This window comes from Nocardioides panacisoli (genome assembly GCF_019448235.1).
Lineage (GTDB): Bacteria > Actinomycetota > Actinomycetes > Propionibacteriales > Nocardioidaceae > Nocardioides > Nocardioides panacisoli_A.
In genome coordinates, this window is sequence record NZ_CP080409.1 from 2,080,178 (window position 1) to 2,102,486 (window position 22,309).

The 22,309-nt window shown below is 71.4% G+C and carries 25 protein-coding genes; 15 read left to right on the forward strand and 10 right to left on the reverse strand.

Annotation, left to right across the window (positions count from 1 at the left end; genetic code table 11):
• Nucleotides 1-2 precede the first annotated feature (2 nt).
• A complete protein-coding gene (locus KUV85_RS10165) occupies nt 3-746 on the forward strand; it encodes a phosphoglyceromutase (protein WP_219959777.1) in 744 nt (247 codons plus the stop codon).
• Between the two features lie 36 nt (nt 747-782).
• Here KUV85_RS10165 and phoU read toward each other — a convergent pair whose 3' ends face one another.
• A complete protein-coding gene (phoU, locus tag KUV85_RS10170; RefSeq protein ID WP_219959778.1) occupies nt 783-1,439 on the reverse strand; it encodes a phosphate signaling complex protein PhoU in 657 nt (218 codons plus the stop codon).
• A gap of 123 nt (nt 1,440-1,562) precedes the next feature.
• Between phoU and KUV85_RS10175 the strand changes: the two genes are divergently transcribed.
• The 5 genes from KUV85_RS10175 to KUV85_RS10195 all read left to right on the forward strand — a co-directional run bounded on the left by KUV85_RS10175 (nt 1,563) and on the right by KUV85_RS10195 (nt 6,169).
• Nucleotides 1,563-2,714 (forward strand): sensor histidine kinase, encoded by a 1,152-nt coding sequence (locus KUV85_RS10175; protein WP_219959779.1) that lies wholly within the window; start codon nt 1,563-1,565, stop codon nt 2,712-2,714.
• Nucleotides 2,711-3,394, forward strand: a complete 684-nt coding sequence (locus KUV85_RS10180) for a response regulator transcription factor (protein ID WP_219959780.1) — start codon at nt 2,711-2,713, stop codon at nt 3,392-3,394. Before KUV85_RS10175 ends, KUV85_RS10180 begins: the two co-directional genes overlap by 4 nt.
• A gap of 190 nt (nt 3,395-3,584) precedes the next feature.
• Nucleotides 3,585-4,529, forward strand: a complete 945-nt coding sequence (locus tag KUV85_RS10185) for a DMT family transporter (protein ID WP_219959781.1) — start codon at nt 3,585-3,587, stop codon at nt 4,527-4,529.
• Between the two features lie 90 nt (nt 4,530-4,619).
• Entirely contained in the window at nt 4,620-5,033 is a 414-nt protein-coding gene (locus KUV85_RS10190) for a YciI family protein (RefSeq protein WP_219959782.1), read from the forward strand.
• Nucleotides 5,030-6,169 (forward strand): RNA polymerase sigma factor, encoded by a 1,140-nt coding sequence (locus KUV85_RS10195; protein WP_219959783.1) that lies wholly within the window; start codon nt 5,030-5,032, stop codon nt 6,167-6,169. Before KUV85_RS10190 ends, KUV85_RS10195 begins: the two co-directional genes overlap by 4 nt.
• Here KUV85_RS10195 and KUV85_RS10200 read toward each other — a convergent pair.
• The 4 genes from KUV85_RS10200 to mshA form a co-directional block, all read right to left on the reverse strand.
• Entirely contained in the window at nt 6,153-6,734 is a 582-nt protein-coding gene (locus KUV85_RS10200; protein ID WP_219959784.1) for a TetR/AcrR family transcriptional regulator, read from the reverse strand. The two genes, KUV85_RS10195 and KUV85_RS10200, sit on opposite strands and share 17 nt — an antisense overlap.
• Entirely contained in the window at nt 6,731-8,308 is a 1,578-nt protein-coding gene (locus KUV85_RS10205) for an MFS transporter (protein WP_219959785.1), read from the reverse strand. The genes KUV85_RS10200 and KUV85_RS10205 overlap by 4 nt, the downstream gene beginning before the upstream one ends.
• An 81-nt stretch (nt 8,309-8,389) precedes the next feature.
• Entirely contained in the window at nt 8,390-8,908 is a 519-nt protein-coding gene (locus KUV85_RS10210; RefSeq protein WP_219959786.1) for a YbjN domain-containing protein, read from the reverse strand.
• Entirely contained in the window at nt 8,905-10,164 is a 1,260-nt protein-coding gene (gene mshA, locus KUV85_RS10215; RefSeq protein WP_219959787.1) for a D-inositol-3-phosphate glycosyltransferase, read from the reverse strand. The genes KUV85_RS10210 and mshA overlap by 4 nt, the downstream gene beginning before the upstream one ends.
• A gap of 89 nt (nt 10,165-10,253) precedes the next feature.
• Here mshA and KUV85_RS10220 point away from each other — a divergent pair, with 89 nt between their 5' ends.
• Nucleotides 10,254-11,000, forward strand: a complete 747-nt coding sequence (locus KUV85_RS10220) for an SDR family NAD(P)-dependent oxidoreductase (RefSeq protein WP_219959788.1) — start codon at nt 10,254-10,256, stop codon at nt 10,998-11,000.
• A gap of 83 nt (nt 11,001-11,083) precedes the next feature.
• Here KUV85_RS10220 and KUV85_RS10225 read toward each other — a convergent pair whose 3' ends face one another.
• Nucleotides 11,084-11,773 (reverse strand): aspartate/glutamate racemase family protein, encoded by a 690-nt coding sequence (locus KUV85_RS10225; protein WP_219959789.1) that lies wholly within the window; start codon nt 11,771-11,773, stop codon nt 11,084-11,086.
• Between the two features lie 87 nt (nt 11,774-11,860).
• Here KUV85_RS10225 and KUV85_RS10230 point away from each other — a divergent pair, with 87 nt between their 5' ends.
• Together KUV85_RS10230 and KUV85_RS10235 are read left to right on the forward strand one after the other, a co-directional pair.
• A complete protein-coding gene (locus KUV85_RS10230; protein ID WP_237690126.1) occupies nt 11,861-12,076 on the forward strand; it encodes a helix-turn-helix transcriptional regulator in 216 nt (71 codons plus the stop codon).
• A complete protein-coding gene (locus KUV85_RS10235) occupies nt 12,063-12,458 on the forward strand; it encodes a hypothetical protein (protein WP_219959790.1) in 396 nt (131 codons plus the stop codon). The genes KUV85_RS10230 and KUV85_RS10235 overlap by 14 nt, the downstream gene beginning before the upstream one ends.
• Before the next feature lie 7 nt (nt 12,459-12,465).
• Here the strand turns inward: KUV85_RS10235 and KUV85_RS10240 are convergent, their stop codons facing one another.
• The gene (locus KUV85_RS10240) at nt 12,466-12,936 is read right to left on the reverse strand and encodes a PPOX class F420-dependent oxidoreductase (RefSeq protein ID WP_219959791.1); all 471 of its coding nucleotides are present in this window, start codon (nt 12,934-12,936) and stop codon (nt 12,466-12,468) included.
• Nucleotides 12,937-13,071: 135 nt separating this feature from the next.
• Here KUV85_RS10240 and heR point away from each other — a divergent pair, with 135 nt between their 5' ends.
• Nucleotides 13,072-13,845, forward strand: coding sequence for a heliorhodopsin HeR (gene heR / locus KUV85_RS10245; protein ID WP_219959792.1), 774 nt, complete (start codon nt 13,072-13,074; stop codon nt 13,843-13,845).
• A gap of 116 nt (nt 13,846-13,961) precedes the next feature.
• The gene (gene typA / locus KUV85_RS10250) at nt 13,962-15,872 is read left to right on the forward strand and encodes a translational GTPase TypA (protein WP_219959793.1); all 1,911 of its coding nucleotides are present in this window, start codon (nt 13,962-13,964) and stop codon (nt 15,870-15,872) included.
• A 36-nt stretch (nt 15,873-15,908) separates the two neighbouring features.
• Here the strand turns inward: typA and KUV85_RS10255 are convergent, their stop codons facing one another.
• Together KUV85_RS10255 and KUV85_RS10260 are read right to left on the reverse strand one after the other, a co-directional pair.
• Entirely contained in the window at nt 15,909-16,334 is a 426-nt protein-coding gene (locus KUV85_RS10255) for a DUF2510 domain-containing protein (RefSeq protein WP_219959794.1), read from the reverse strand.
• Nucleotide 16,335: 1 nt separating this feature from the next.
• On the reverse strand, nt 16,336-17,046 hold the full coding sequence (locus KUV85_RS10260; protein ID WP_219959795.1) for a hypothetical protein: 711 nt from the start codon (nt 17,044-17,046) through the stop codon (nt 16,336-16,338).
• Nucleotides 17,047-17,379: 333 nt separating this feature from the next.
• Between KUV85_RS10260 and KUV85_RS10265 the strand changes: the two genes are divergently transcribed.
• The 3 genes from KUV85_RS10265 to KUV85_RS10275 all read left to right on the forward strand — a co-directional run bounded on the left by KUV85_RS10265 (nt 17,380) and on the right by KUV85_RS10275 (nt 21,048).
• Nucleotides 17,380-18,753, forward strand: coding sequence for an MFS transporter (locus tag KUV85_RS10265; protein WP_219959796.1), 1,374 nt, complete (start codon nt 17,380-17,382; stop codon nt 18,751-18,753).
• Nucleotides 18,754-18,834: 81 nt separating this feature from the next.
• Complete coding sequence (locus tag KUV85_RS10270) at nt 18,835-20,004, forward strand: endonuclease (RefSeq protein WP_219959797.1); 1,170 nt, start codon at nt 18,835-18,837, stop codon at nt 20,002-20,004.
• A 33-nt stretch (nt 20,005-20,037) separates the two neighbouring features.
• The gene (locus tag KUV85_RS10275) at nt 20,038-21,048 is read left to right on the forward strand and encodes a TIGR03617 family F420-dependent LLM class oxidoreductase (protein WP_219959798.1); all 1,011 of its coding nucleotides are present in this window, start codon (nt 20,038-20,040) and stop codon (nt 21,046-21,048) included.
• Here KUV85_RS10275 and KUV85_RS10280 read toward each other — a convergent pair.
• Nucleotides 21,038-21,805 carry an alpha/beta hydrolase family protein gene (locus KUV85_RS10280; protein WP_219959799.1) on the reverse strand — a complete coding sequence of 256 codons (768 nt, stop codon included), beginning with the start codon at nt 21,803-21,805 and terminating at the stop codon, nt 21,038-21,040. The genes KUV85_RS10275 and KUV85_RS10280 overlap by 11 nt on opposite strands.
• Nucleotides 21,806-21,882: 77 nt before the next feature.
• On the opposite strand from KUV85_RS10280, the gene KUV85_RS10285 reads away from it, so the two are divergent.
• Nucleotides 21,883-22,281, forward strand: a complete 399-nt coding sequence (locus KUV85_RS10285) for a DUF2237 family protein (RefSeq protein WP_219959800.1) — start codon at nt 21,883-21,885, stop codon at nt 22,279-22,281.
• The last annotated feature ends 28 nt before the right edge of the window (nt 22,282-22,309 follow it).

Here is a 22,309-nt window from a genome sequence, read left to right on the forward strand (position 1 = left end):
CGATGACCCACACCCTGGTGCTGCTCCGCCACGGCGAGAGCGAGTGGAACGCCGAGAACCTCTTCACCGGGTGGGTCGACGTCGACCTCACCGACAAGGGACGCGCCGAGGGCGCCGGCGCCGGCCGACAGCTGACCGGGGCCGGGGTGCTGCCCACGGTGCTGCACACCTCGCTGCTGCGCCGAGCGATCACCACCGCCGGCCTCGCCCTCGACGTCGCCGACCGGCACTGGATCCCGGTCCGGCGGACCTGGCGACTCAACGAGCGGCACTACGGCGCGCTGCAGGGCAAGGACAAGAAGCAGACGCTGGAGGAGTACGGCGAGGAGCAGTTCATGCTCTGGCGCCGCTCCTTCGACACCCCTCCCCCCGTGCTGGCCGATGACGACCAGTACTCCCAGGTGGCCGACCCGCGCTACGCCGACCTCGGCGAGGAGCTGCCGCGCACCGAGTGCCTGGCCGACGTCATCACCCGCCTGCTGCCGCACTGGGAGTCCGGCATCGTGCCCGACCTCCGCGCCGGGCACACCGTGCTCGTCGCCGCGCACGGCAACAGCCTGCGCGCCATCGTCAAGCACCTGGACCAGATCAGCGACACCGACATCGCGGGACTGAACATCCCCACCGGGATGCCGCTGGTCTACGAGCTCGACGACGACCTGCGCCCCACCCAGCCCGGTGGTCGCTACCTCGACCCCGACGCGGCCGCCGAGGCCGCTGCCGCGGTCGCCAGCCAGGGCCGGTAGGCACCGGCCCCGCCCGGGTTCGTCCCGGCGGCGGGCTCAGGCGTTCGCCGCCTCCGGGTAGTGGCCGGTGACCACGAACACGACGCGGTTGGCCACCGAGACCGCGTGGTCGGAGATCCGCTCGTAGTAGCGGCCGAGCAGGGCCACGTCCACCGCGGACTCGACACCGTGCTCCCACTCACCCTCGAGCAGCTCGGCGAAGCTCTGCCGCCGGAGGCGGTCCATCTCCTCGTCGTCCTTGCCGAGTGCGATCGCGGCCTCGACGTCCTGGGTGAGGATCACCTGGCGCACCCGCTCGGTCATGTCCTTGGCGACCTCCGACATCGACCCGAAGAGCCCGGCGAGCGGCGCGGGGACGGCGTTCTGGGGCACGCGCAGGCGCGCGATCTTCGCCACGTGGACCGACAGGTCGCCCATCCGCTCCAGCTCGCTGACCATCCGCAGCGCCGCGACGACGATCCGCAGGTCGGTGGCGACGGGCTGCTGCTGGGCGATGAGGTTGAAGGCCTTGTCCTCGATGATGTCGCGCGCCTCGTCGATCTCGACGTCGGCCGAGATGACGCGTTCGGCGACGGAGGCGTCGGCGTCGGTCAGGGCGGTCGTGGCATCGGCGACGGCGCGCTCGACCTTGCGGCACATCGCCGCGAGGTCGAGGAAGATGCCGTCGAGCTCGGTCTGGTAGGCCTCACGCATGGGCCATACGGTAGGCCAGCCGGGAATCCGCTCACCATGGCAGCGGTGAACGCGCGGTGAACATCGGGTAGGTCGGCTGTCCGAATTCGCAGGCTGAACTGCGCAGAGTCGTAGCATCGGAGCATGGATCCAGCAACGCAGGCGTTCCTGGCCGCGTTGCTCGGGGCCGCGGTCGCGGGTGGTGCCGTGCTGGCCTGGCACCTCAGCGACCGCCAGCAGACCCAGCAACCGACGGCACCGGCTCCCGTGCTGCCGCCGGGCGTCGCCGCAGTGCTCTCGGTGCTGCGCAGCAGTGCCGTCGTGGTCGACCAGAGCGACAAGGTCGTGCAGGCCTCGGCGCCGGCGTACGCCATGGGCCTGGTGCGCGGCACGGGGCTCAGCTCCACCGACCTCGCCGACACCGTCGCGGAGGTACGCCGGGACGGCCAGATCCGCGAGATCGAGATGTTCGTGCCCCGCACCAACGGCCCCGACCGGACCGTCATCGCGCGCATCGCGCCGCTCGGCCCCCGGTTGGTGCTGGCGCTGGTCGAGGACCGCACCCGGGAGCGCCGGGTCGAGGCGGTGCGGCGCGACTTCGTCGCCAACGTGAGCCACGAGCTCAAGACGCCCGTCGGTGCGATCCGGGTGCTCGCCGAGACGATCCTCGCCGCCCCCGACGACCCCGAGGCCGTGGAGCGCTTCGCCAGCCGGATGCTGACCGAGTCCGACCGGCTCTCCCAGCTGGTGCAGCAGGTCATCGAGCTGTCCCGGCTCCAGGGCGACGAGCCGATCGACGCCCCGGTCCCGGTGTCGGTCGACCACGCCGTCGACGTCGCGATCGACACCTGCGCCATCGACGCCGACGCCAAGCACATCACCGTGGTGACCGACGGCGACGAGGGCCTGAAAGTGCTCGGCAACGAGGAGCAGGTCACCGCGGCCGTGGCGAACCTGGTCGCCAACGCCGTCCACTACTCCGATCCCGGCGCGAAGGTGCTGGTGGCCCCCCGGGCGACGGAGGGGTTCATCGAGATCTCGGTCGTGGACCAGGGCATCGGCATCCCCCAGTCCGACATCGACCGCATCTTCGAGCGGTTCTACCGGGTCGACCCGGCCCGCCACCGGTCCACCGGCGGCACCGGCCTCGGCCTGTCCATCGTCAAGCACGTCGCGGCCACCCACGGTGGCGACGTCCGGGTGTGGTCGGTGGAGGGGCAGGGGTCGACGTTCACCCTCTCCCTCCCCCAGCACGCACCCCCGCCCCACCCAACACAGCAGGAGGAACGCCGGTGACCCGGGTACTTGTCGTCGAGGACGAAGAGAGCTACAGCGAGGCGCTCGCCTACATGCTGCGCAAGGAGGGCTTCGAGGTCGCCATCGCCGCCGATGGCAACACCGCGCTGGAGGAGTTCGAGCGCAACGGCGCCGACATCGTGCTGCTGGACCTGATGCTGCCCGGCATCCCCGGCACCGAGGTGTGCCGCACCATCCGGCAGACCTCGAGCGTGCCGGTGATCATGGTCAGCGCCAAGGACGACGAGGTCGACAAGGTGGTGGGCCTCGAGCTCGGGGCCGACGACTACGTCACCAAGCCCTACTCCCCCCGCGAGCTCACCGCCCGGATCCGCGCGGTCATGCGGCGCGGCCAGTCCGAGACCGAGTACGACGTCGACGACGTGCTCGAGGCCGGCCCGGTCCGGATGGACGTCGAGCGCCACGTGGTGACCGTGGACGGCTCCGAGCAGCGGCTGCCGCTGAAGGAGTTCGAACTGCTGGAGATGTTCCTGCGCAACCCGGGCCGCGTGCTGACCCGGGGCCAGCTGATCGACCGCGTGTGGGGCTCGGACTACGTCGGCGACACCAAGACCCTCGACGTGCACGTCAAGCGCCTGCGGGCGAAGCTCGAACCCACCCCGAGCGACCCGAAGTTCCTCGTCACCGTGCGGGGCCTGGGCTACAAGATGGACGTCTGAGGCCAGCCGGCCGCGAGCGTGCGAGCGGCCGGCGTCGGCCGAAGAGGTCGAGTGTCCGCACGGGTGAGCCTGCGAACCCGTGCGGACGTGTCGAGACCCGTGAGGCCAGCGATCCGCGACTGACCGGATATCCGGCTGCCCCGTCCGAAAACCGCTCGTACGCCGTCCTGATCGCTCCTAGCGTGGCGGGGTGACCCAGACCCGTCCCGACGCCCGCCACGACGCCACCCCGACCCGCACGGCACCGGTGCTGCCGCTGGTCGCGGCGGCGACGACGCTGGTGCTGTGGGCCTCGGCATTCGTCGCGATCCGCCACCTCGGCGAGGACGTCGGCGCCGGGGCGCTGTCGCTGGGACGGCTGGTCGTGGCGGCCGTCGTACTCGGGGGCCTGCTGGCCCTGCGGGCCGCGCGTGGCGCGACGCTGACCCGGCCCGGCAGCCGGGACTGGCCACTCCTGCTGCTGTGCGGCGTCAGCTGGTTCGGCATCTACAACATCAGCCTCAACGCGGCCGAGCAGCGCATCGACGCGGGCACGGCCGCCCTGGTGATCCAGGTGGGGCCGCTGGTGGTGGCCGTGCTGGCGGCGGTGTTCCTCGCCGAGCCGCTGCACCGCTGGCTGGTGGTCGGCATGGCGGTCGGCTTCGCCGGGGTCGCGCTGATCGCCCAGGGGTCGGCGTCCGCGGCACGCCTGGACGGTGTCGGGGTGGCACTGGCACTGCTGGCCGCGCTCACCTACGCCATCGGCGTGCTCTCGCAGAAGCCGCTGGTGGCGCGGCTCGCGCCGCTGGAGATCACCTTCCTCGCCTGCGTCATCGGTGCCCTCGTCTGCCTGCCGTGGGCCGGGGACCTGCTGGCCGTCGTACGCGACGGGTCGGCGGCCACGACCTGGTGGATCGTCTACCTGGGGATCTTCCCGACCGCGGTGGCCTTCTCCACGTGGGCCTACGCACTGAGCCACACCGACGCCGGCGCGCTGGCCCTGACCACGTTCCTGGTGCCACTGATCGCGACGGTGATGGCGTGGCTGCTGCTGGCCGAGGTGCCGCCGGTGCTGTCCCTGGTCGGCGGTGCACTGGCGATCGTCGGCGTCCTGCTGACGCGGCGGCGGCCTCGCCCGGCGAGACCACAGGACTGATCACTGGTGACCGATGTCGAGGATCCCGGCCGGGCTCCGTCCTAGGGTTGCAGGCGGCGAACGGCGCCGCCTCGATCCGAGGAGATCACCATGGCGAAGTACCTGTTGCTCAAGCACTACCGCAGCGACCACGCGATCGCGGCGGAGGACATCCCACCCATGGACCAGTGGCAGCCCGACGAGGTCGAGGCCCACATCGCCTTCATGCATCGGCTCAACGCGGAGCTCGAGGCGAGCGGCGAGTTCGTCGACGCCCAGGGACTCTCTCCCGAGGGCACCTTCGTGCGCTACGACGGCGACGGCCGCCCGCCGGTGACCGACGGCCCGTTCGCGGAGACCAAGGACCTGATCGCCGGGTGGTGGATCGTCGACGTCGAGTCCCGGGAACGGGCACACGAGATCGCGGCGTACGGCTCGTCGGCCCCGGGCCCCGGTGGTCGACCGATCCGGGAGTGGATCGAGGTGCGCCCCTTCATGGGCCCGCCCCCGTCGGTCTCGGAGTGAACGACCAACTGCTGCGCGACCTGGCGCCGCAGGTGCTGGGAGTCCTCGTCCGCCGCGGGAACGACTTCGCGGCGGCCGAGGACGCGGTCCAGGACGCACTGGTCGAGGCGGTCCGCCACTGGCCCGACGCGATGCCCTCGGACCCGCTGGCGTGGCTGGTCACCGTGGCGGGCCGCAAGCTCGTCGACGCCCAGCGCTCGGAGGCGTCACGTCGCCGGCGCGAACGGCGCGACCACCAGGAGCCGCCACCGGGACCGACCGAGCAGGTCGACGACACCCTGCTGCTGCTCAGCCGCTGCTGCCATCCGGCGCTCACGCCGGGGTCCGCCGTCGCCCTGACGCTGCGGGCAGTGGGTGGACTGACCACCGCGCAGATCGCCCAGGCCTTCCTGGTGCCCGAGCCGACCATGGCCCAGCGGATCTCGCGGGCCAAGCGCACCGTCAGCGGCGCACGGTTCGACACCGCGGGCGACGTGACCGCGGTGCTGCGGGTGCTCTACCTGGTCTTCAACGAGGGGTTCACCGGCTCGGTCGACCTCGCCGAAGAGGCCATCCGGCTCACCCGACAGCTCGCGGCGGCCACCGACGACCCGGAGGTCGACGGGCTGCTCGCGCTGATGCTGCTGCACCACGCCCGTCGCCCGGCGCGGCGTACGCCGTCCGGTGCGGTCGTGGCGCTCGCCGACCAGGACCGCTCCCGCTGGCACCACGCCTCGATCGCCGAGGGCGTGGACCTGCTCCAGGCGGCCCTGGCGCGCGACCGGCTCGGCGAGTACCAGGTCCAGGCGGCGATCGCGGCGCTGCACGACGACGCCCCCACGGCCGCGGAGACCGACTGGCCGCAGGTCCTGGAGTGGTACGACGAGCTGGTGCGGCTCGCGGACAGTCCGGTGGCGCGGCTCAACCGTGCCGTGGCCGTGGGCGAGGTGGACGGGCCGCGCGCCGGGCTCGCGGCGCTGCGGGAGCTCGACCCCGGGCTGCCGCGGTGGGACGCGGTGGCGGCCCACCTCCACGAGCGGGCGGGTGAGCGCGACCTGGCCGCGGCCCACTACGCAGCGGCTGCGGCGCGGGCCGACAACCAGGCCGAGCGGGACCACCTCACGCTGCAGGCGGCACGGCTCAACCAGCGCCGGTGAGGCCGGCGACGAGCTGGTCGACGACCTGCTCGACCAGGTGGTCCGAACGCAGCGACGGGTAGTGCCCGTAGACCATGATCGTGAGGATCGGGCTCACCAGCATGGCCGCCGCCAGCTGCGGGTCCACGTCCGCGGCGAGCACGCCCTCCCGCTGCCAGTGGGCGAACACCTCGATGGTGGCCTCCCGGCGGCGTGCCATGAGGCGCTCCTGCTGCTGGCGCAGCTCGGGGTTGGTGTCGGACTCGACCATGATGCACTTGAGCACCCGGCGTTCCTTGCTGCTCACGTCGGTGCGGATGGCCCGCCCCAGCCGCACCAGGTCGTCGCGCAGCGACTCGTGCGGCAGGTCGTGCACCGGCGGGGACTTGATGCTCTCGACCGCCGCCGCGATGAGCTCCTCGCGCGAGGACCAGCGGCGGTAGATCGTCGCCTTCGACGCCCCCGACCGGGCGGCGACCGCCTCCACTGTCACCGCCCCGGTCGCGCCGTGCTCGGCGATCAGGTCCAGCGTCGCGGCGAGGATCGCGCGACTGGCCGACTCGCTGCGCGGCCGCCCCTGGCTCACTGCTCCACCGCCGCGGGCGCGGTGGTGGGGTCCTCCTCGCGGTCACCGGCGGTACGGCGCGGCTCGGGCCGCGGGAAGTACCGCGCGACGATCACCATGCCGAGCACCGCGATGGCCGCCGACACCGAGGCGGTGGTGTGCATCGCGCCGACGAAGGCCCGGTCGGCCGCGGCGAGCAGCTCGGCCGCCTGGTCGGCGGGGAGCCCGCCACGCTCGACGGCGCCGTAGGTGGCCGACAGCGACAGGGTGGCCTCGTCGGGCAGCTGGGACAGCGTGGGGCCGATGCGCCCCTGGTAGGACTGCGCCATCACGGTGCCGAGCACGGCCACACCGAGCGCGCCGCCGACCTGGCGCAGCGTGTTGCCCAGCGCCGAGGCGACCCCGGCCTGGTGGCGCGGCACGGTCGACATCAGCGTCGTCATCGCCGGCGGCATCAGGTTGGCCATGCCCATCGACTGCACGAAGAACAGCACCGCCAGCAGCCACAGCGGCGTGGTCTCGTCGAACCGGGTGAAGGCCAGGAAGACGCCCACGATCAGCGTCAGCGCCGCCAGCCCGAGCCGACGGGTGCCGAACCGCTCCACGAGCGTGTTGGACAGCGGCGCGAAGATCACCATGCCCGACCCGAAGGCGAGGAACAGCAGGCCCGCCTGGAACGGCGTACGGTCGCGCACCAGCTGGATGTAGAAGGTCATGAAGAAGAACAGGCCGAGCATCGCGAAGAAGACGAGCGCGATGATCGCCGACGCCGACGCGAAGCGCGGGTTGCGGAACAGCCGCACGTCCAGCGAGGCGTGCGGCGTGCGCAGCTCCCACCACACGAACGCCACCAGCCCGGCGACGCCGAGCGCGATGGTGCCCCAGACCCCGATGCCGGTCCACGAGCCGGAGTCACCGGCCTCGATGATGCCGTAGGTGAAGGTCACCAGGGCGAGCACCGAGAGCGCCATGCCGCCGAGGTCGGGGCGCTTGGTCACGCCGCGCGACTCGGGGGCCAGCGTGGCGATCATGACGATGCCGAAGATGACGATCGGCACGTTGATCAGGAAGACCGAGCCCCACCAGAAGTGCTCCAGCAGGCTGCCGCCCACGATGGGCCCGAGGGCGCCGCCGACGCCCACGGCACCCATGTAGATGCCCAGCGCCCGCGGGAACTCGTCGTCGGGGAAGAGCGCCCGCACCAGCGCCTGCGTCGCCGGCATCATCGCCGCGGCACCGGCACCCATGAGTGCGCGGTAGCCGATGAGCTGCTCCGGGCTCTGGGAGAACGCCGAGAGCAGCGAGGCGATGCCGAACACGACCAGCCCACCCAGGAGCATCCGCTTGCGGCCGACCCGGTCGCCGATGACACCGAAGGCGAAGAGCAGGCCGGCGAAGACCAGCGTGTAGGAGTTGATCATCCAGGCCAGCTGGCTCTGGGTGGCGCCGAGGCCCTCCTGCGGGTCCGCGAGGGTCTTGAGGGCGACGTTGAGGACGGTGTTGTCCAGGACGGCCACGATCAGGCTGACGACCAGGACACCGAGGATGAGCCAGCGGCGTGGGTGGCCGGTGACCTCGTGCTCCGTGGGGGACATGCGACTCCGTTCGATCCGTACGGCGGGGTGGCGCCGCCGGGCGCCACGCTACGCCGATACGAAACGAAACGGTAGCGTTTCTTATTCCTCGCCCGCGGGGCCGTGCTCCAGCCAGCCGCGGAACGCCTCCAGGTTCTTCGTCGACTCCCCCCGGTCCCGGCGCCACTGCCACTCCTTGCGGATGGAGGACTCGAAGCCGAGCTCGAGGATGGAGTTGAACGACTCGTCGGCGTAGGTCAGCACCGCCCCCAGGATCCCGTCGAGGTCCTCCGGGGTCACCGCGGAGAGCGGCAGCCGCGCGTCGAGGTAGATGTCGCCGTGCCGGTCGAGCGCGAACGAGACCGCATACATCCGCAGGTTGCGCTCCAGCAGCCAGCGGTAGGTGCGCTCGAACTCCTCGTCGGGCCGGCGGCACACGAAGGCGTGCACGCCCAGCGCGTGGGAGCCGACGTCGATCCGCACCGGGGTCTGCAGCTTGCGCTCCCCCGGCAGCGAGAAGGAGAAGACCCCCTCCTCGGTCTCGTCGAACTCGATCTCCTCCGCCGCGAGGTGGCGGCGTACGGCGTCGACGCGGGTCGCGTGGTCCTCGGCTGCGCTCACACGGTCTCCTCCATCATGCTGCGTGCTCGTTCGTAGACGGCCAGGGTCGACTCGGCGGTGGCGTCCCAGGAGAACTGCTCGGACTGCGCCAGCGCGCCGGCGGCGAGCCGGTCGCGCAGGCCGGGCTCGGTGATCACGCGCTCCAGGGCGCGCCCCCACGACGCCGGCTCGTGGTCGTCGAGGAGCAGGCCGCTGTGGCCGTCGCGGACGACGGTGGTCAGCCCGCCCACGGCGGCGGCGACGACCGGCGCGCCGCACGCCTGCGCCTCGGCCGCGACGAGGCCGAAGGACTCGTTGTAGGAGGGGACCGCGACCACGGAGGCGGCGGCGTACCACCCGGCGAGCTCGTCCTGCGGCACCGGCGGGACGAAGCGGACGACGCCGGCGATGCCGAGCTCCTCGGCCAGGCGCACCAGCGAGGTGGGTTCGGCCAGGCCGGAACCCGAGGGACCACCCACGATCGGCACGACCAGCCGGGAGCGGAGCTCGGGTCGCCGCGCCAGCAGGGACGCGACCGCACGGAGCAGCACGTCGGGAGCCTTGAGCGGCTGGATGCGGCCCGCGAAGAGCACGACGTGGGCGTCGGCCGGCAGGTCACGGGCAGCACGCGCGGCCGCCCGGTCGGTCGGCCGGAAGACGTCGGTGTCGACGCCGGGGTAGACCACCTCGACGCGGCCGGGGTCGGCGTCGTAGGCGTTGATCAGCTGCTTGGCCTCGAGGTCGGTGTTGGCGACGAGGACGTCGGCCGCACCGACGACCTCCTCCTCCCCCACGACCCGCGCCAGCGGCTCGGGGCTGTCGCCGTCGGCGAGGGCGTCGTTCTTGACCTTGGCCATGGTGTGCATCGAGTGCACCAGCGGCACGCCCCACCGGTCGCGCGCCAGCACCGCCACCTGGCCCGAGAGCCAGTAGTGGGAGTGCAGGGCGTCGTAGTGACCGAGGGGGTGCGCCGCCTCGGCGCGCAGGACCTCCCGGGCGAAGATGCAGAGCTGTCCGGGCAGCTCGTGCTTGGTCATCCCCTCGAACGGCCCCGCGTGCACGTGCTTGACGGTGACGCCGTCGCACACCGCGACCTCGGGCTCGAGCGCGGAACTGGTCGCGCGGGTGAAGATGTCGACCTCGATGCCGCGGGCCGCGAGCCGCCGGGCGACCTCGGTGACGTAGACGTTCATGCCACCGGCGTCGCCGGTCCCGGGCTGGTCCAACGGGGAGGTGTGCAGCGAGATCATCGCCACGCGACGAATCGGGTCCGCCATGCCTCTCCTCTCCCTGCACACCTGTGGGTGGTCAGCGGGCACAACCACCGAGCTCGGCGAGACATTCCCCGACCCGGCACACTGGCCCCATGAGCAACCAACGCCCCCTCGCCGTCGTCACCGGAGCCAGCAGCGGCATCGGCGCCGCCACCGCCCGTACCCTCGCCGGGGCCGGGTTCGAGGTCATCTGCGCCGCACGGCGTACCGAACGGATCGAGGCGCTCGCCGCGGAGATCGACGGCCGCGCGGTGGCCTGCGACGTGACCTCGGAGGACTCGGTGGCCGAGCTGGCCGCCGAGGTCGGCGACGAGCTGCGGGTGTTGGTCAACAACGCCGGCGGCGCCTTCGGCCTGACGCCGATCGCGGAGGCCGACAGCGAGCAGTGGCGCCAGATGTACGAGGTCAACGTGCTCGGCCTGATGCAGGTGACCCGAGCGCTGCTGCCCGCGCTCATCGCCAGCGGCGACGGCGTCGTCGTCAACGTCGGCTCCACGGCCGGTCGCATCGCCTACGAGGGCGGCGCGGGCTACACCGCCGCCAAGCACGGCACCCAGGTCGTGACCGAGACCCTGCGGTTGGAGCTCTACGACCAGCCGGTGCGCATCAGCGAGGTCGCGCCGGGCATGGTCCACACCGAGGAGTTCTCCCTCGTCCGCTTCGGCGGCGACCAGGCGAAGGCCGACGCCGTCTACGCCGGCGTCCGGGACCCGCTGACCGCCGAGGACGTCGCCGACGCGATCTCCTGGGTGGCCACCCGCCCCGCGCACGTCAACATCGACGAGCTCGTCATCAAGCCCCGCGCGCAGGCCGCGCAGCACAAGGTGCACCGGGAGTGAGCCGGGGCGGGGCGTCGCCACAAGCGTTCTTGTCGTGACGGACCCGCCCGCCGTCGCTACAAGATCGCTTGTGACAACGCTCCTCAGCCGAGCGCGCGGTCGAGGGCGGCCTCGACGTGCAGCGAGGTGCAGCCGAAGACCGGCAGCTCGGAGTCGGCCTGCTTGACCAGCAGTTCCAGCTCGGAGCAGCCGAGGATGACGCCACCGGCCCCAGCGTCCCAGAGCTCCTCGATGAGCGCGACGACCTTGCGTCGGGAGTCGTCGACCACCTGGTAGTGGACGAGCTCCTCGTAGATGATCCGGTCGAGCTCGGCGTGGCGGTGCTCCTCGGGCACGATCACCTCGAGGCCGTGCCGGGCGATGCGCTCGGTGAAGAAGGTGCGCGACATCGCGAACTGCGTGCCCAGCAGCGCGACCTTCTCCACCCCGGCGGAGACGCAGGCCTGCGCGACCACGTCGCCCAGGTGCAGCAGCGGGATGTCGACCGCGTCCTGCACCTGCTCGGCGACGCGGTGGAAGGTGGTGGTGCACAGCATCAGGAAGTCCGCGCCGGCACGGTCGACGCCGGTCGCCGCCTCGGCCAGGACCTTGGCGACGCCGTCCCAGTCCTCGGTCTCCTGCATGGCGGTGACCTCGGCGAACTCCACCGAGGACATCACCGTCTTGGCCGAGTGCAGGCCGCCGAGTCGTTCCTCGACGCCGCGGTTGAGCGCCTCGTAGTACGCCGCACTGGATTCCCAGCTCATGCCGCCGACGAGTCCGATGGTCTGCATGGCGGCAGTTTCGCGTACTCCGCCGCTGGGTCCAACCCGACCCGCGGCACCGACCCAGGGTGTCAAGGTCACTTGACATCGCCCACAATGTCAAGCACGCTTGACATTGTGAAGAACGCCGTACGCCGCCTCCGCACCGAGCGCGACCTGTCCCAGGCAGCACTCGGATCGGCACTGGGGGTGTCACGGCAGACCGTGAACTCGATCGAGACCGCGCGCTACCTGCCCTCGCTGCCGTTGGCGCTGCAGATCGCGAGATTCTTCGAGACGACCGTGGAAGAGGTCTTCGATGTCGACGACTGAGACACCCGCCCGTTCGCAGTGGGTGGTGCCCGGCGTGGCCGTCGGGATCGGCCTGGTCTACCTCGGCGCGGGCGTCCTGGCCGGCGAGCCGTGGTGGGGCGTCGGTGGGCTGCTCCTGATGACGGCCATCGCCGGGGTCCTGCTGCTGATGGCACGCACCAGCGAGACCACTCGCGGCCTGCTGGACCACCGCGACGAACGCATCGCGGCGATCGACCGCGACGCCTCACTGGTCGGCGGCATGACGGTGGTGATGGCGGCGCTGGTGATGTTCGTGGTCGAGATCGCCCGTGGGCAGGACGGCTCGCCGTACTTCCAGCTCGCCGGGCTCGGCGGGATGGCCTACTTCCTCGCCCTGGTCTGGTACCGGGCGCGACGCTGAGGCCGGCTCAGCTCGGCGCGCGGTCGGGCGGGAAGCCGCCGCGGGCGACCGGACCCCAGTCCTCGACGGTGATGCGCAGCAGCGACTTGCCCTGCTTGCGCATCGCGTCGCGGTACTCGTCCCAGTCGGGGTGCTCACCGGAGATGCAGCGGAAGTAGTCGACCAGGCCGTCCTCGGCCTCTCGGTCGGGCATGTCCAGCACCTCGGCGCGACCGTCGACCTGGACGTAGGGGCCGTCCCAGTCCTCGGAGTGGACCAGCACCGTCACGGTCGGGTCACGGCGCAGGTTGGCGGCCTTGGCCCGGTCCGGGTAGGTCGAGACCACGATCCGCCCCTGCTCGTCGACGCCGCCGGTGACCGGCGAGACCTGCAGTCCGCCGCTCTGCCGGTGGGTGATCAGGGTCAACTGGTGGCGGGTACGGACGAAGTCGAGCAGGCCGTCGCGGTCGACGCGATCGGCGCGGGCGAGGGTGACCATGACTCGAGCCTACGGACCAACAGGTGCAGGGAGGGCGACGTACGCCGACCGCTGCCTACACTCGGTGCTCCCCCCTGCTGCTGGGGGAGCAACGAGCGGCTGTCGCTCCGAACCACGAACCGAGAGGTCCCGGCCATGTCCTCCCCCGTCACGGCGTCCGGTGTCGACCGCGACGCACTCGCGTCGCTCCGACGCTGGAACCTCGGCCTCACCGTCCTCCATGCGCTGCAGGCGGTGGTCGTCCTGGTCCTCGCGACCGACTTCGCCATCGCGGTCACCGCGACCTTCCCGCAGGGCCCACCCGGGAGCGAGCCGCCGGCACCGGAGGCACTGTTCGACGTGCGCATCGGGTGGGCGATCGCCGCGTTCCTGCTGCTCGCCGCCGTCGACCACGGCCTGACCGGGACGGTGTTGCGCCGCCGCTACGACCGCGGCCTGCAGCGTGGGATCAACCGTTTCCGCTGGGTCGAGTACTCGGTCAGCGCGACCGTGATGATCGTCCTGATCGCCTTCTACAACGGCATCACCGACGTGGCAGCGATCGTCGCGATCATCGGCGCGAACGTCGCGATGATCCTCCTCGGCTGGGTCCAGGAGCTCATGAACCCACCCGGACGCGACCGCACCACGATGCTGCCCTTCTGGTTCGGCACCTTCGCCGGGCTCGCGCCGTGGGTCGCGATCGTCGTCAACACCGTCGGCGCCGACACCGTGCCCGGGTTCGTCTACGGCATCGTCGTGTCGCTGTTCGTCTTCTTCATGAGCTTCGGCCTCAACCAGTGGCTGCAGTACCGGCAGGTCGGCCCGTGGCGCTCCTACGCCTTCGGCGAGAAGGCCTACCTCGTGCTCAGCCTGGTGGCCAAGAGCGCCCTCGCCTGGCAGATCTTCGGCGGCTCGCTCGCCGGCTGAGCGCCTGCCACCGAGGGTCCACCGGCTGCTCGAATCGTTGTTCGACCTGCGGCGTCGGTAGGATCCACGCGGCCGGAACCGGCCATCCACGCGACTGAAAGCGACGCCGTTCCCGCATGTCTGGACAGACCACCCGCACCGACCTCCGCAACGTCGCCATCGTGGCGCACGTCGACCACGGCAAGACGACGCTCGTGGACGCCATGCTCCACCAGTCCGGCGCGTTCACGGCCCACCAGGCCGAGGGCGTGGCCGAACGCGTCATGGACTCCGGCGACCTCGAGCGCGAGAAGGGCATCACCATCCTCGCCAAGAACACCGCCGTCTCCTATGCCGGCACCTCGGCGCAGGAGCTCGTGGGCGGCGAGGTCACCATCAACATCATCGACACCCCCGGCCACGCCGACTTCGGCGGCGAGGTCGAGCGCGGCCTGTCGATGGTCGACGGCATCGTGCTCCTCGTCGACGCCTCCGAGGGGCCGCTCCCCCAGACCCGGTTCGTGCTGCGCAAGGCGCTCAACGCCGACCTCCCGGTCGTGCTGGTGGTCAACAAGGTCGACCGCGGGGACGCCCGGATCTCCGCCGTGGTGGACGAGACCTACGAGCTCTTCATGGACCTGCTCGACGAGAGTCACGACCAGGACGCGCTGGACTTCCCGATCATCTACGCCTCGGCCAAGGCCGGCATCGCTTCGCTGGAGCAGCCCGCCGACGGCGACGTCCCGGACGGCGACAACCTCGAGCCGCTCTTCCGCACCATCCTGGAGACCGTCCCCGCGCCGACGTACGACGAGGGCGCACCCCTGCAGGCCCACGTCACCAACCTCGATGCTTCACCGTTCCTGGGTCGGCTCGCGCTGCTGCGGATCGTGCAGGGCACCCTGCGCAAGGGCCAGCAGGTGGCGTGGATGCGCCGGGACGGTTCGAAGCAGAACGTCAAGATCACCGAGCTCCTCATCACCCAGGGCCTCGAGCGCCAGCCCGGCACCGAGGCGGGGCCGGGTGACATCGTCGCGGTCGCCGGCATCGAGGACATCACCATCGGCGAGACCCTGGCCGACCCGGAGAACCCGGTCGCGCTGCCGCTGATCCACATCGACGAGCCCGCCATCTCGATGACCATCGGCACCAACACCTCGCCGCTGGTCGGCAAGGGCGCCAAGGGGGCGAAGGTCACCGCGCGCCTGGTCAAGGACCGGCTGGACGCGGAGCTGGTCGGCAACGTGTCGATGCGCGTGCTGCCCACGGACCGGCCGGACGCGTGGGAGGTGCAGGGCCGCGGCGAGCTGGCGCTGGCGATCCTCGTCGAGCAGATGCGCCGCGAGGGCTTCGAGCTCACCGTCGGCAAGCCGCAGGTGGTCACCCGCGAGGTCGACGGCAAGGTGCAGGAGCCCTACGAGCGCCTGACCATCGACGCCCCCGAGGAGCACCTGGGCGCGATCACCGAGCTGCTGGCCACCCGCAAGGGCCGCATGGAGGGCATGACCAACCACGGCACCACCGGTTGGATCCGGATGGAGTTCATCATCCCCGCCCGGGGCCTGATCGGGTTCCGCACCGAGTTCCTCACCGAGACCCGCGGCACGGGCATCGCCCACCACATCTCCGAGGGGTACGACGACTGGGCGGGCGAGATCCGCTCGCGCAACTCCGGCTCGCTGGTGGCCGACCGCGCGGGTTCCGCGTCGGCGTACGCCATGACCTCGCTGCAGGAGCGCGGCGTGCTGTTCGTCGACCCCACGACCGAGGTCTACGAGGGCATGGTCGTCGGCGAGAACTCCCGCGCCGAGGACATGGACGTCAACATCACCAAGGAGAAGCAGCAGACCAACATCCGGTCCGCGACCTCGGACAGCTTCGAGAAGCTCATCCCGCCGAAGAAGCTGTCGCTGGAGCAGTGCCTGGAGTTCTGCCGCTCCGACGAGTGCGTGGAGATCACCGCGGACTCGATCCGGATCCGCAAGGTGAACCTCGACCAGCACGAGCGCGCCAAGATCGCGGCGCGCGCCCGGCGCGAGGCCAAGTGAGCCGACCGGGCCGGTGAGTCCCGCAGCCGCCCGTGGTCAGGAGTAGCCGGCCGCGCGGCGGTGCCGGCGGCTCCACGTGAAGCAGGTGGCGGCGAGGGCATGCGGATCCGGGCAGCCGGTGATGGGCCGCTCGGCGCGGTCGGTGTAGCCGGGGTAGTTGATCCGCAGCACCACCGCTCCGGTGGCACCCCATCCGCCACGCACGGTGACGTCGGCGACGGCCCACCACGGCACCGTCACGACCTGACGGCCGTCGGGGAGGTAGGCGGCGTGGGTGGTGAGCACCTGCCGCCCACCCCGCCACAACTCGGACTCGTTGGCGGGGACCGGCACGTCCTCGAAGCCGGCCTCGGTCTGGTGGTGACCGGTCCGCACCGTCGTGGACCAGGCGGCCCCGTCCCACCAGCGCTCCCGGAAGTCGCCGGTGGGATCGGGGTACCAGCCCGGAACGGGGTTGCTCACCTCAGGCGGCGACCTGCTCGCCCTGCAGCGTGCGGTAGGTGTAGGCGGACGCGATGATCACGACCGGCATCGCCAGCAGCAGGCCGATGCCGCACACCAGCGAGCCGATGAACATCGCGATGACCGAGGCGATGTAGAAGCCGATCAGCGTGCCCAGGTTCTTGTTGACGAAACCGAAGCTCGCCTTGATGCCGTCCAGGGCGTTCATCTGCTTGTCCACCATGAAGTGGGCGGTGTACTGGGTGAAGAACGCCACGATCAGCCCGGGGATGTAGCACAGCAGGCTGCCGACGGAGACCATGATGCCCACCAGGAGCGCTGCCAGGAGCAGTTGCGCCAGGTTGTCGAAGCGGAAGATCGTCCCGACGGCGACCGGCCGACCGTAGGTGATGTCCAGCGACGCCCGGATGATGCCGACGTAGATCACGAAGGTCAGCAGGAATCCGACGAAGAACAGCAGCGTCGAGATCAGCATCGAGGCGAGGAATCCGAATCCTCCCCCCGAGGTCTCGAACTCACCGGTGTTCGGGTTGTACTCGCCGATCGAACTCTCCGCACCGGCGGCGGTGATCACGAATCCGATGATGGAGAGCACCAGGAAAATGCCGAAGATGGCCAGCACGCCGATGATGATCGTGCCGATGTTGGCCTGGAACTTGGTCCACCCGTAGTTGAACGCATCGCCCACGCTGTAGGACGGCGCGCCCCCCATGGGCGGCTGGGACGGCGGAGGCGCGCCCCCGGGCGGGTTGGGACCGGAGGGCGGAGGCGGATTCGGCGGGCCGCTCGGCGGCGGCGGTGCGTTGTCACTCATGGCAGCAGAATCTACGACGTGAACAACCCAGTCTGCAGCAATTGCGCGCGACTATCTCGGTGAACATTCTCCGGACCGGATTCGATATCCCGGGCGATATCCCGGATTCCCCGATATCGAATCGTGGATTCCTCCACCGTCCCGGCCGCGTGGGAACATCACCGGTGGTCCCGACCGTTCCGGACGGCGACCCGGACGCGGACGCGTCCCGATCGCTGGAGTCGCACGGAGGTGAGCGGGCTGACCTCGACCGCCCTGGACCGCTGGCGGTTCGCGACCCTGGCCACCATCACGACCGTCGCGGCGGTCGTGAGCAGCCTCGGCGCACCGCTGGTGCCCAGCATCGCGGCGGCGTACGACGTCTCGCTGAGTGCCGCACAGTGGGTGCTGACCGCGACCCTCGTCGGCGGCGCCGTGGTGACGCCGGTGCTGGGGCGTTGGGGCAGCGGGCGCCTGCGCCGCCCCGTGGTCCTCGGCGCGCTGGCGACGGTGCTGGCCGGCACGGTCATGGCGGCACTCCCCCTCGGCCTCGGTGCGCTGATCGCCGGCCGCGCGCTGCAGGGCGTCGGCCTGGGGCTCGTGCCGCTGGTGCTCGCGGTGGCGCGTGACCTCTGGGAGGGGCGGCTGCTCGCCTCACGCCTCGGGCTGCTGTCGGTGACCACCGTCGCCGGGGCGGGGCTCGGCTACCCGGTGACGGGGCTCGTGGCCGAACTGGTGGGCGTGACCGGCGCATACTGGTTCGGCACCTCGCTGCTGGGCGCGACGCTGCTGCTGGCAGCGCGGTTCCTGCCCGGCTCGACCGAGGGTGAGCCGCAGCCCGTCGACCTGGTCGGCGTCGTGCTGCTCTCGGGCGGATCGGTGTCCGTGCTGCTGGCGATCAGCCAGGGCGGCGCGTGGGGCTGGTCCTCCGCCCGGGTGCTGGGGCTCGGCGTCGCGGGCACGCTGCTGGTCGGCGCCTGGATCGCGTGGACCCGTCGCCGCCTCGCACACGGACGACGCCCGCTGGTCGACCTCGCGCTCGCGGCGCGGCCGGGCGTGGTCGGCCCCAACACGGTCGCCTTCGGCATCGGCGTGGGGATGTACGCGCTGCTGACGTTCGCGGTGCTCGTGGTGCGGGCCGACGGGACCGCCGGCTTCGGCCTCGACCGCGGCGTCGCCGCCGCCGGACTGGTCCTGGTCCCCTACGCGCTCGTCAGCGTCGGCGGCAGCCGGGTGGCGCTGTGGGTCTCCCACCGCCACGGACCCCGGCTGCTGCTGCCCATCGGCGCTGCGGTGTTCGCCTCCTCCCTGCTCTCCCTGGGCCTCGCACACGACACGCTCTGGCAGGTGCTCCTCGCGATGGCGCTCGGCGGCCTGGGCAGCGGCTTCTCGTTCTCCTCGATGGCGATGCTGATCGTGCCCCACGTCCCGCACGAGGAGACCGGCAGCGCGATGGCCTTCAACCAGCTGCTGCGCTACCTCGGGTTCTCGGTCGGTTCCGCGCTCAGCGTCGCGCTCGTGGCGGCGTACGGCGGCGACGGGGCGGCGTTCCGCGGCGCGGCCCTCACGCTCGCGGGGGTCTGCCTGGCCGTCGGCGCGCTGGCGCTGGGACGTCGTACGCGCTGAGCGCGGCGGTCACCCGGGGCTGGGCGAACGTTCACCCGGGGGTCCTTGCCATCGGTCACGTCCACCGCGAGGATCGTGCGCATGCACCGCTCTCTCGGGAGGCGCAGGCCGCGTGTGCTGCTCCTCGTCACGCTCCTCAGTGCCCTGTTCACCACCAGCCTGACGACCGCCCTCGTCGCACCGGCCAGCGCCGCCACGTTGTCGGTCTCGGCCGCGATCGCCGACCAGGGTGGATCGACGGCCACCGTCACCGGCTACGTCGTCGGCCAGCCCACCTCACAGTCGTCGGTGGTGACGTCGGGGTTCCCCAACGACTACGCGCTCGCGCTGGCCGACACCGCGGACGAGACCGACACCGACGACATGCTCTACGTGCAGGTGAGCAGTGGCTTCCGCGCCGACTGGGGCCTGCAGAGCAACCCGGGGCTCCTGGGCGAGCAGGTCGAGGTGACCGGCACCCTGACGCCGTACTTCTCCCCGCACCCGGGGCTGAAGTCGCCCTCGGCCTTCGCGATGGGTGACGGCGGCAGCGACCCGGGTGACCCCGGTGACCCGGGCGACGGTGGCCCCGCGGGGTACTACGACAGCGCGGCGGGCCTGAGCGGCACGGCACTCAAGGGCGCCCTGCACGACATCATCGACGACCACACGGAGGTCTCCTACAGCACGGTGTGGGCCGCGTTGCGCGAGACCGACGAGGACCCGGGCAACAGCAGCAACGTGGTGGAGCTCTACTCGCGGCGCTCGATCTCGAAGTACGACAACGGCGGCAACGTCGACGACTGGAACCGCGAGCACGTCTGGGCCAAGAGCCACGGCGACTTCGGCACCAGCCAGGGACCGGGCACGGACCTGCACCACCTGCGGCCGACCGACGTCACCGTCAACGGTGCGCGCAGCAACCTCGACTTCGACAACGGCGGGTCCGGCGTCCACCAGTGCGGCGCCTGCGGCGTGGACGGCGACTCCTTCGAGCCTCCCGACGTCGTCAAGGGTGACGTTGCGCGGATGATCTTCTACATGGCGGTGCGCTACGAGGGCGACGACGGACACCCGGACCTCGAGCTCAACGACGCGGTCGGCAACGGCTCGGCGCCACGCCACGGGCGGCTCTCGGTCCTCCTCGACTGGCATGCCCAGGACCCCGTCTCGGCCGCGGAGGAGCGGCGCAACGAGGTGATCTTCGAGGACTGGCAGGGCAACCGGAACCCCTTCATCGACCACCCCGAGTACGCCGCGCAGATCTGGTGAGGTGCACCGCCGCCCAGGTGCGGATGCGGTTGGATGAGCGGCATGCTGCTGGACCTGCAACTCGATGCCCCGCCCGACCGGGTCGCCGAGCGAGCCGCTGCGCTCGTCGCCGCCGGCGCTGACGGACTGTTCACCTTCGAGGGTCCGCACGACGTCTTCCTCCCGCTGGCGGCCGCGGCGGGCCGGGTCGAGGCCGACCTGATGACCAACGTGGCGATCGCGATGCCACGCAGCCCGGTGCACCTCGCGCACGCGGCCTGGGACCTGCAGGTGATGAGCGGCGGCCGGTTCCGCCTCGGGCTCGGCTCGCAGATCCGGCCGCACATCGAGAAGCGGTACGGCGCCACGTGGTCACCGCCGGCCGCACGGATGCGCGAGATCGTGCGCGCGACCAAGGCCGTCCTCGCGTCCTGGCAGGACGGCACCCGTCTCGACTTCCGTGGCGAGTGGACCCAGCACACGCTCATGCCGCCGACGTTCGTGCCCGGGCCCAACCCATACGGCGCTCCCCCGGTGCTGTTGGGAGCACTCGGCCCGCTCATGACCCGCACCGCCGCCGAGGTTGCCGACGGACTGCTCGTCATGCCGTTCCACTCCCACCGCCACTTCCGTGAGCGGACGCTGCCCGCGGTGCAGGAGGGCATGGACCGCGCCGGGCGGGACGAGTTCGCGCTCCACCCGCAGGCGATCGTGGCGATGGGCCGCACCGAGGCCGAGCTCGCAGCCGCGACGGCCGGCGTACGTGGGCTGTTGGTGTTCTACGGCTCGACGCCGGCCTACCGACCGGTGCTGGAGGTGGAGGGCTGGGAGGACCTGCAACCCGAGCTCAACGCGCTCTCCAAGCAGGGCGAGGTCGCGGCGATGATGGAGCTGGTGACCGACGAGATGGTCACCACCATCGGGGTGCGCGGCACACCCGAGGAGTGCGCGGCCGAGATCCGGCGGCGCTTCGGCGACGTGGCCGAGCGGGTGTGCTGCTACTTCCCCGGGTACGACGCGCCGCTGGACCAGGTGGCCGACCTCGCCACGGCCCTCAAGGGCTGACCGCCCCCAGGTACTGGTCGACCCACGCGCTGATGATCCGCGCGGCGCGCTCGGCCTGCCCGTCGACGGTGAGGAAGTGGTCCGAGCCCTCGAGCGACACGAAGCTGCGGGGGTGCTCGGCGGCCATGAAGATGTCGCTGGCGTTGTGGATGTCGACCGTCTCGTCGGTCGGCGAGTGCATGACCAGGAGGGGCCGCCCGAGCAGGCGCACCTGGCCGATGAGCTCGGCACGGCGTACGTCCTCGACGAAGTCGCGCTTGAGGGTCAGCGCGCGGCCACCGACGAGCCACTCTGCGCTGCCGTCGGCGAGAGCGCGGTCGATGACGGCGTCGTAGTGGCGTTCGACCTCGGCGGGTTCGGACGGGGCGCCGATGGTGACGACGGCCTTGACGCTGGGGATGCGCTGCGCGGCCACGATGGCGGCGGCGCCGCCCCAGGAGTGGCCGACGACCAGCGACGGCGGGGTGCCGCGGTCGGCCAAGCACTCGGCGGCACGGATGGTGTCCTCGACCTTGACGGTGAACGAACCGTCGCCCCAGTCGCCGTCGGAGTCGCCGAGCCCGAGGTTGTCGTAGCGGAGCATGCCGATGCCCTCGGCAGCGAGGCCCCGAGCGATGCGGAAGGCGGCGGGCGAGTCCTTGCCGAGGGTGAAGCCGTGGACGAAGAGCCCCCAGCCGCGGGCCTCGCCCTCGGGCTCGTCGAGCGCGCCGGCGAGCTGGGGCCCGCGGACGCTGTCGAATCGGACGGCCTCGGTCATCGCGCTCTCCTCGGGTTCGGTGGCGAGGGACATGGTGCCTGATGACGCGGTTGCCGTGGCGTGGAAAACTCGGGGGCATGGCGGAGCTCAATGTCCTCGGCGAGCCGTTGGAGCCGTGCAGCACCGATCCGATGACCGGCTACTACCGCAACGGGATGTGTGAGTGCGGCCCGGATGACGTGGGTCGCCACGCGGTCTGTGCGGTCGTGACCGAGGAGTTCCTGGCGCACCAGAAGGCGGTCGGCAACGACCTCTCCACCGCGCGCCCGGAGTGGCACTTCCCCGGACTCAAGCCCGGCGACCGGTGGTGCGTCGTCGCCGAACGGTGGCTTCAGGCGGAGCAGCACGGGGTGGCGCCGCCGGTGGTCCTGGCCTCGACGAGCCAGCGCGCGCTGGACGTCATCGCGCTCGATCTCCTCGAGGCGAACGCCGTCGACGTGCCCGACGACCCGAGCCAGCTGATCTCGGACGACTGAGTAACGATCGCCGTACACCGCGATCCGT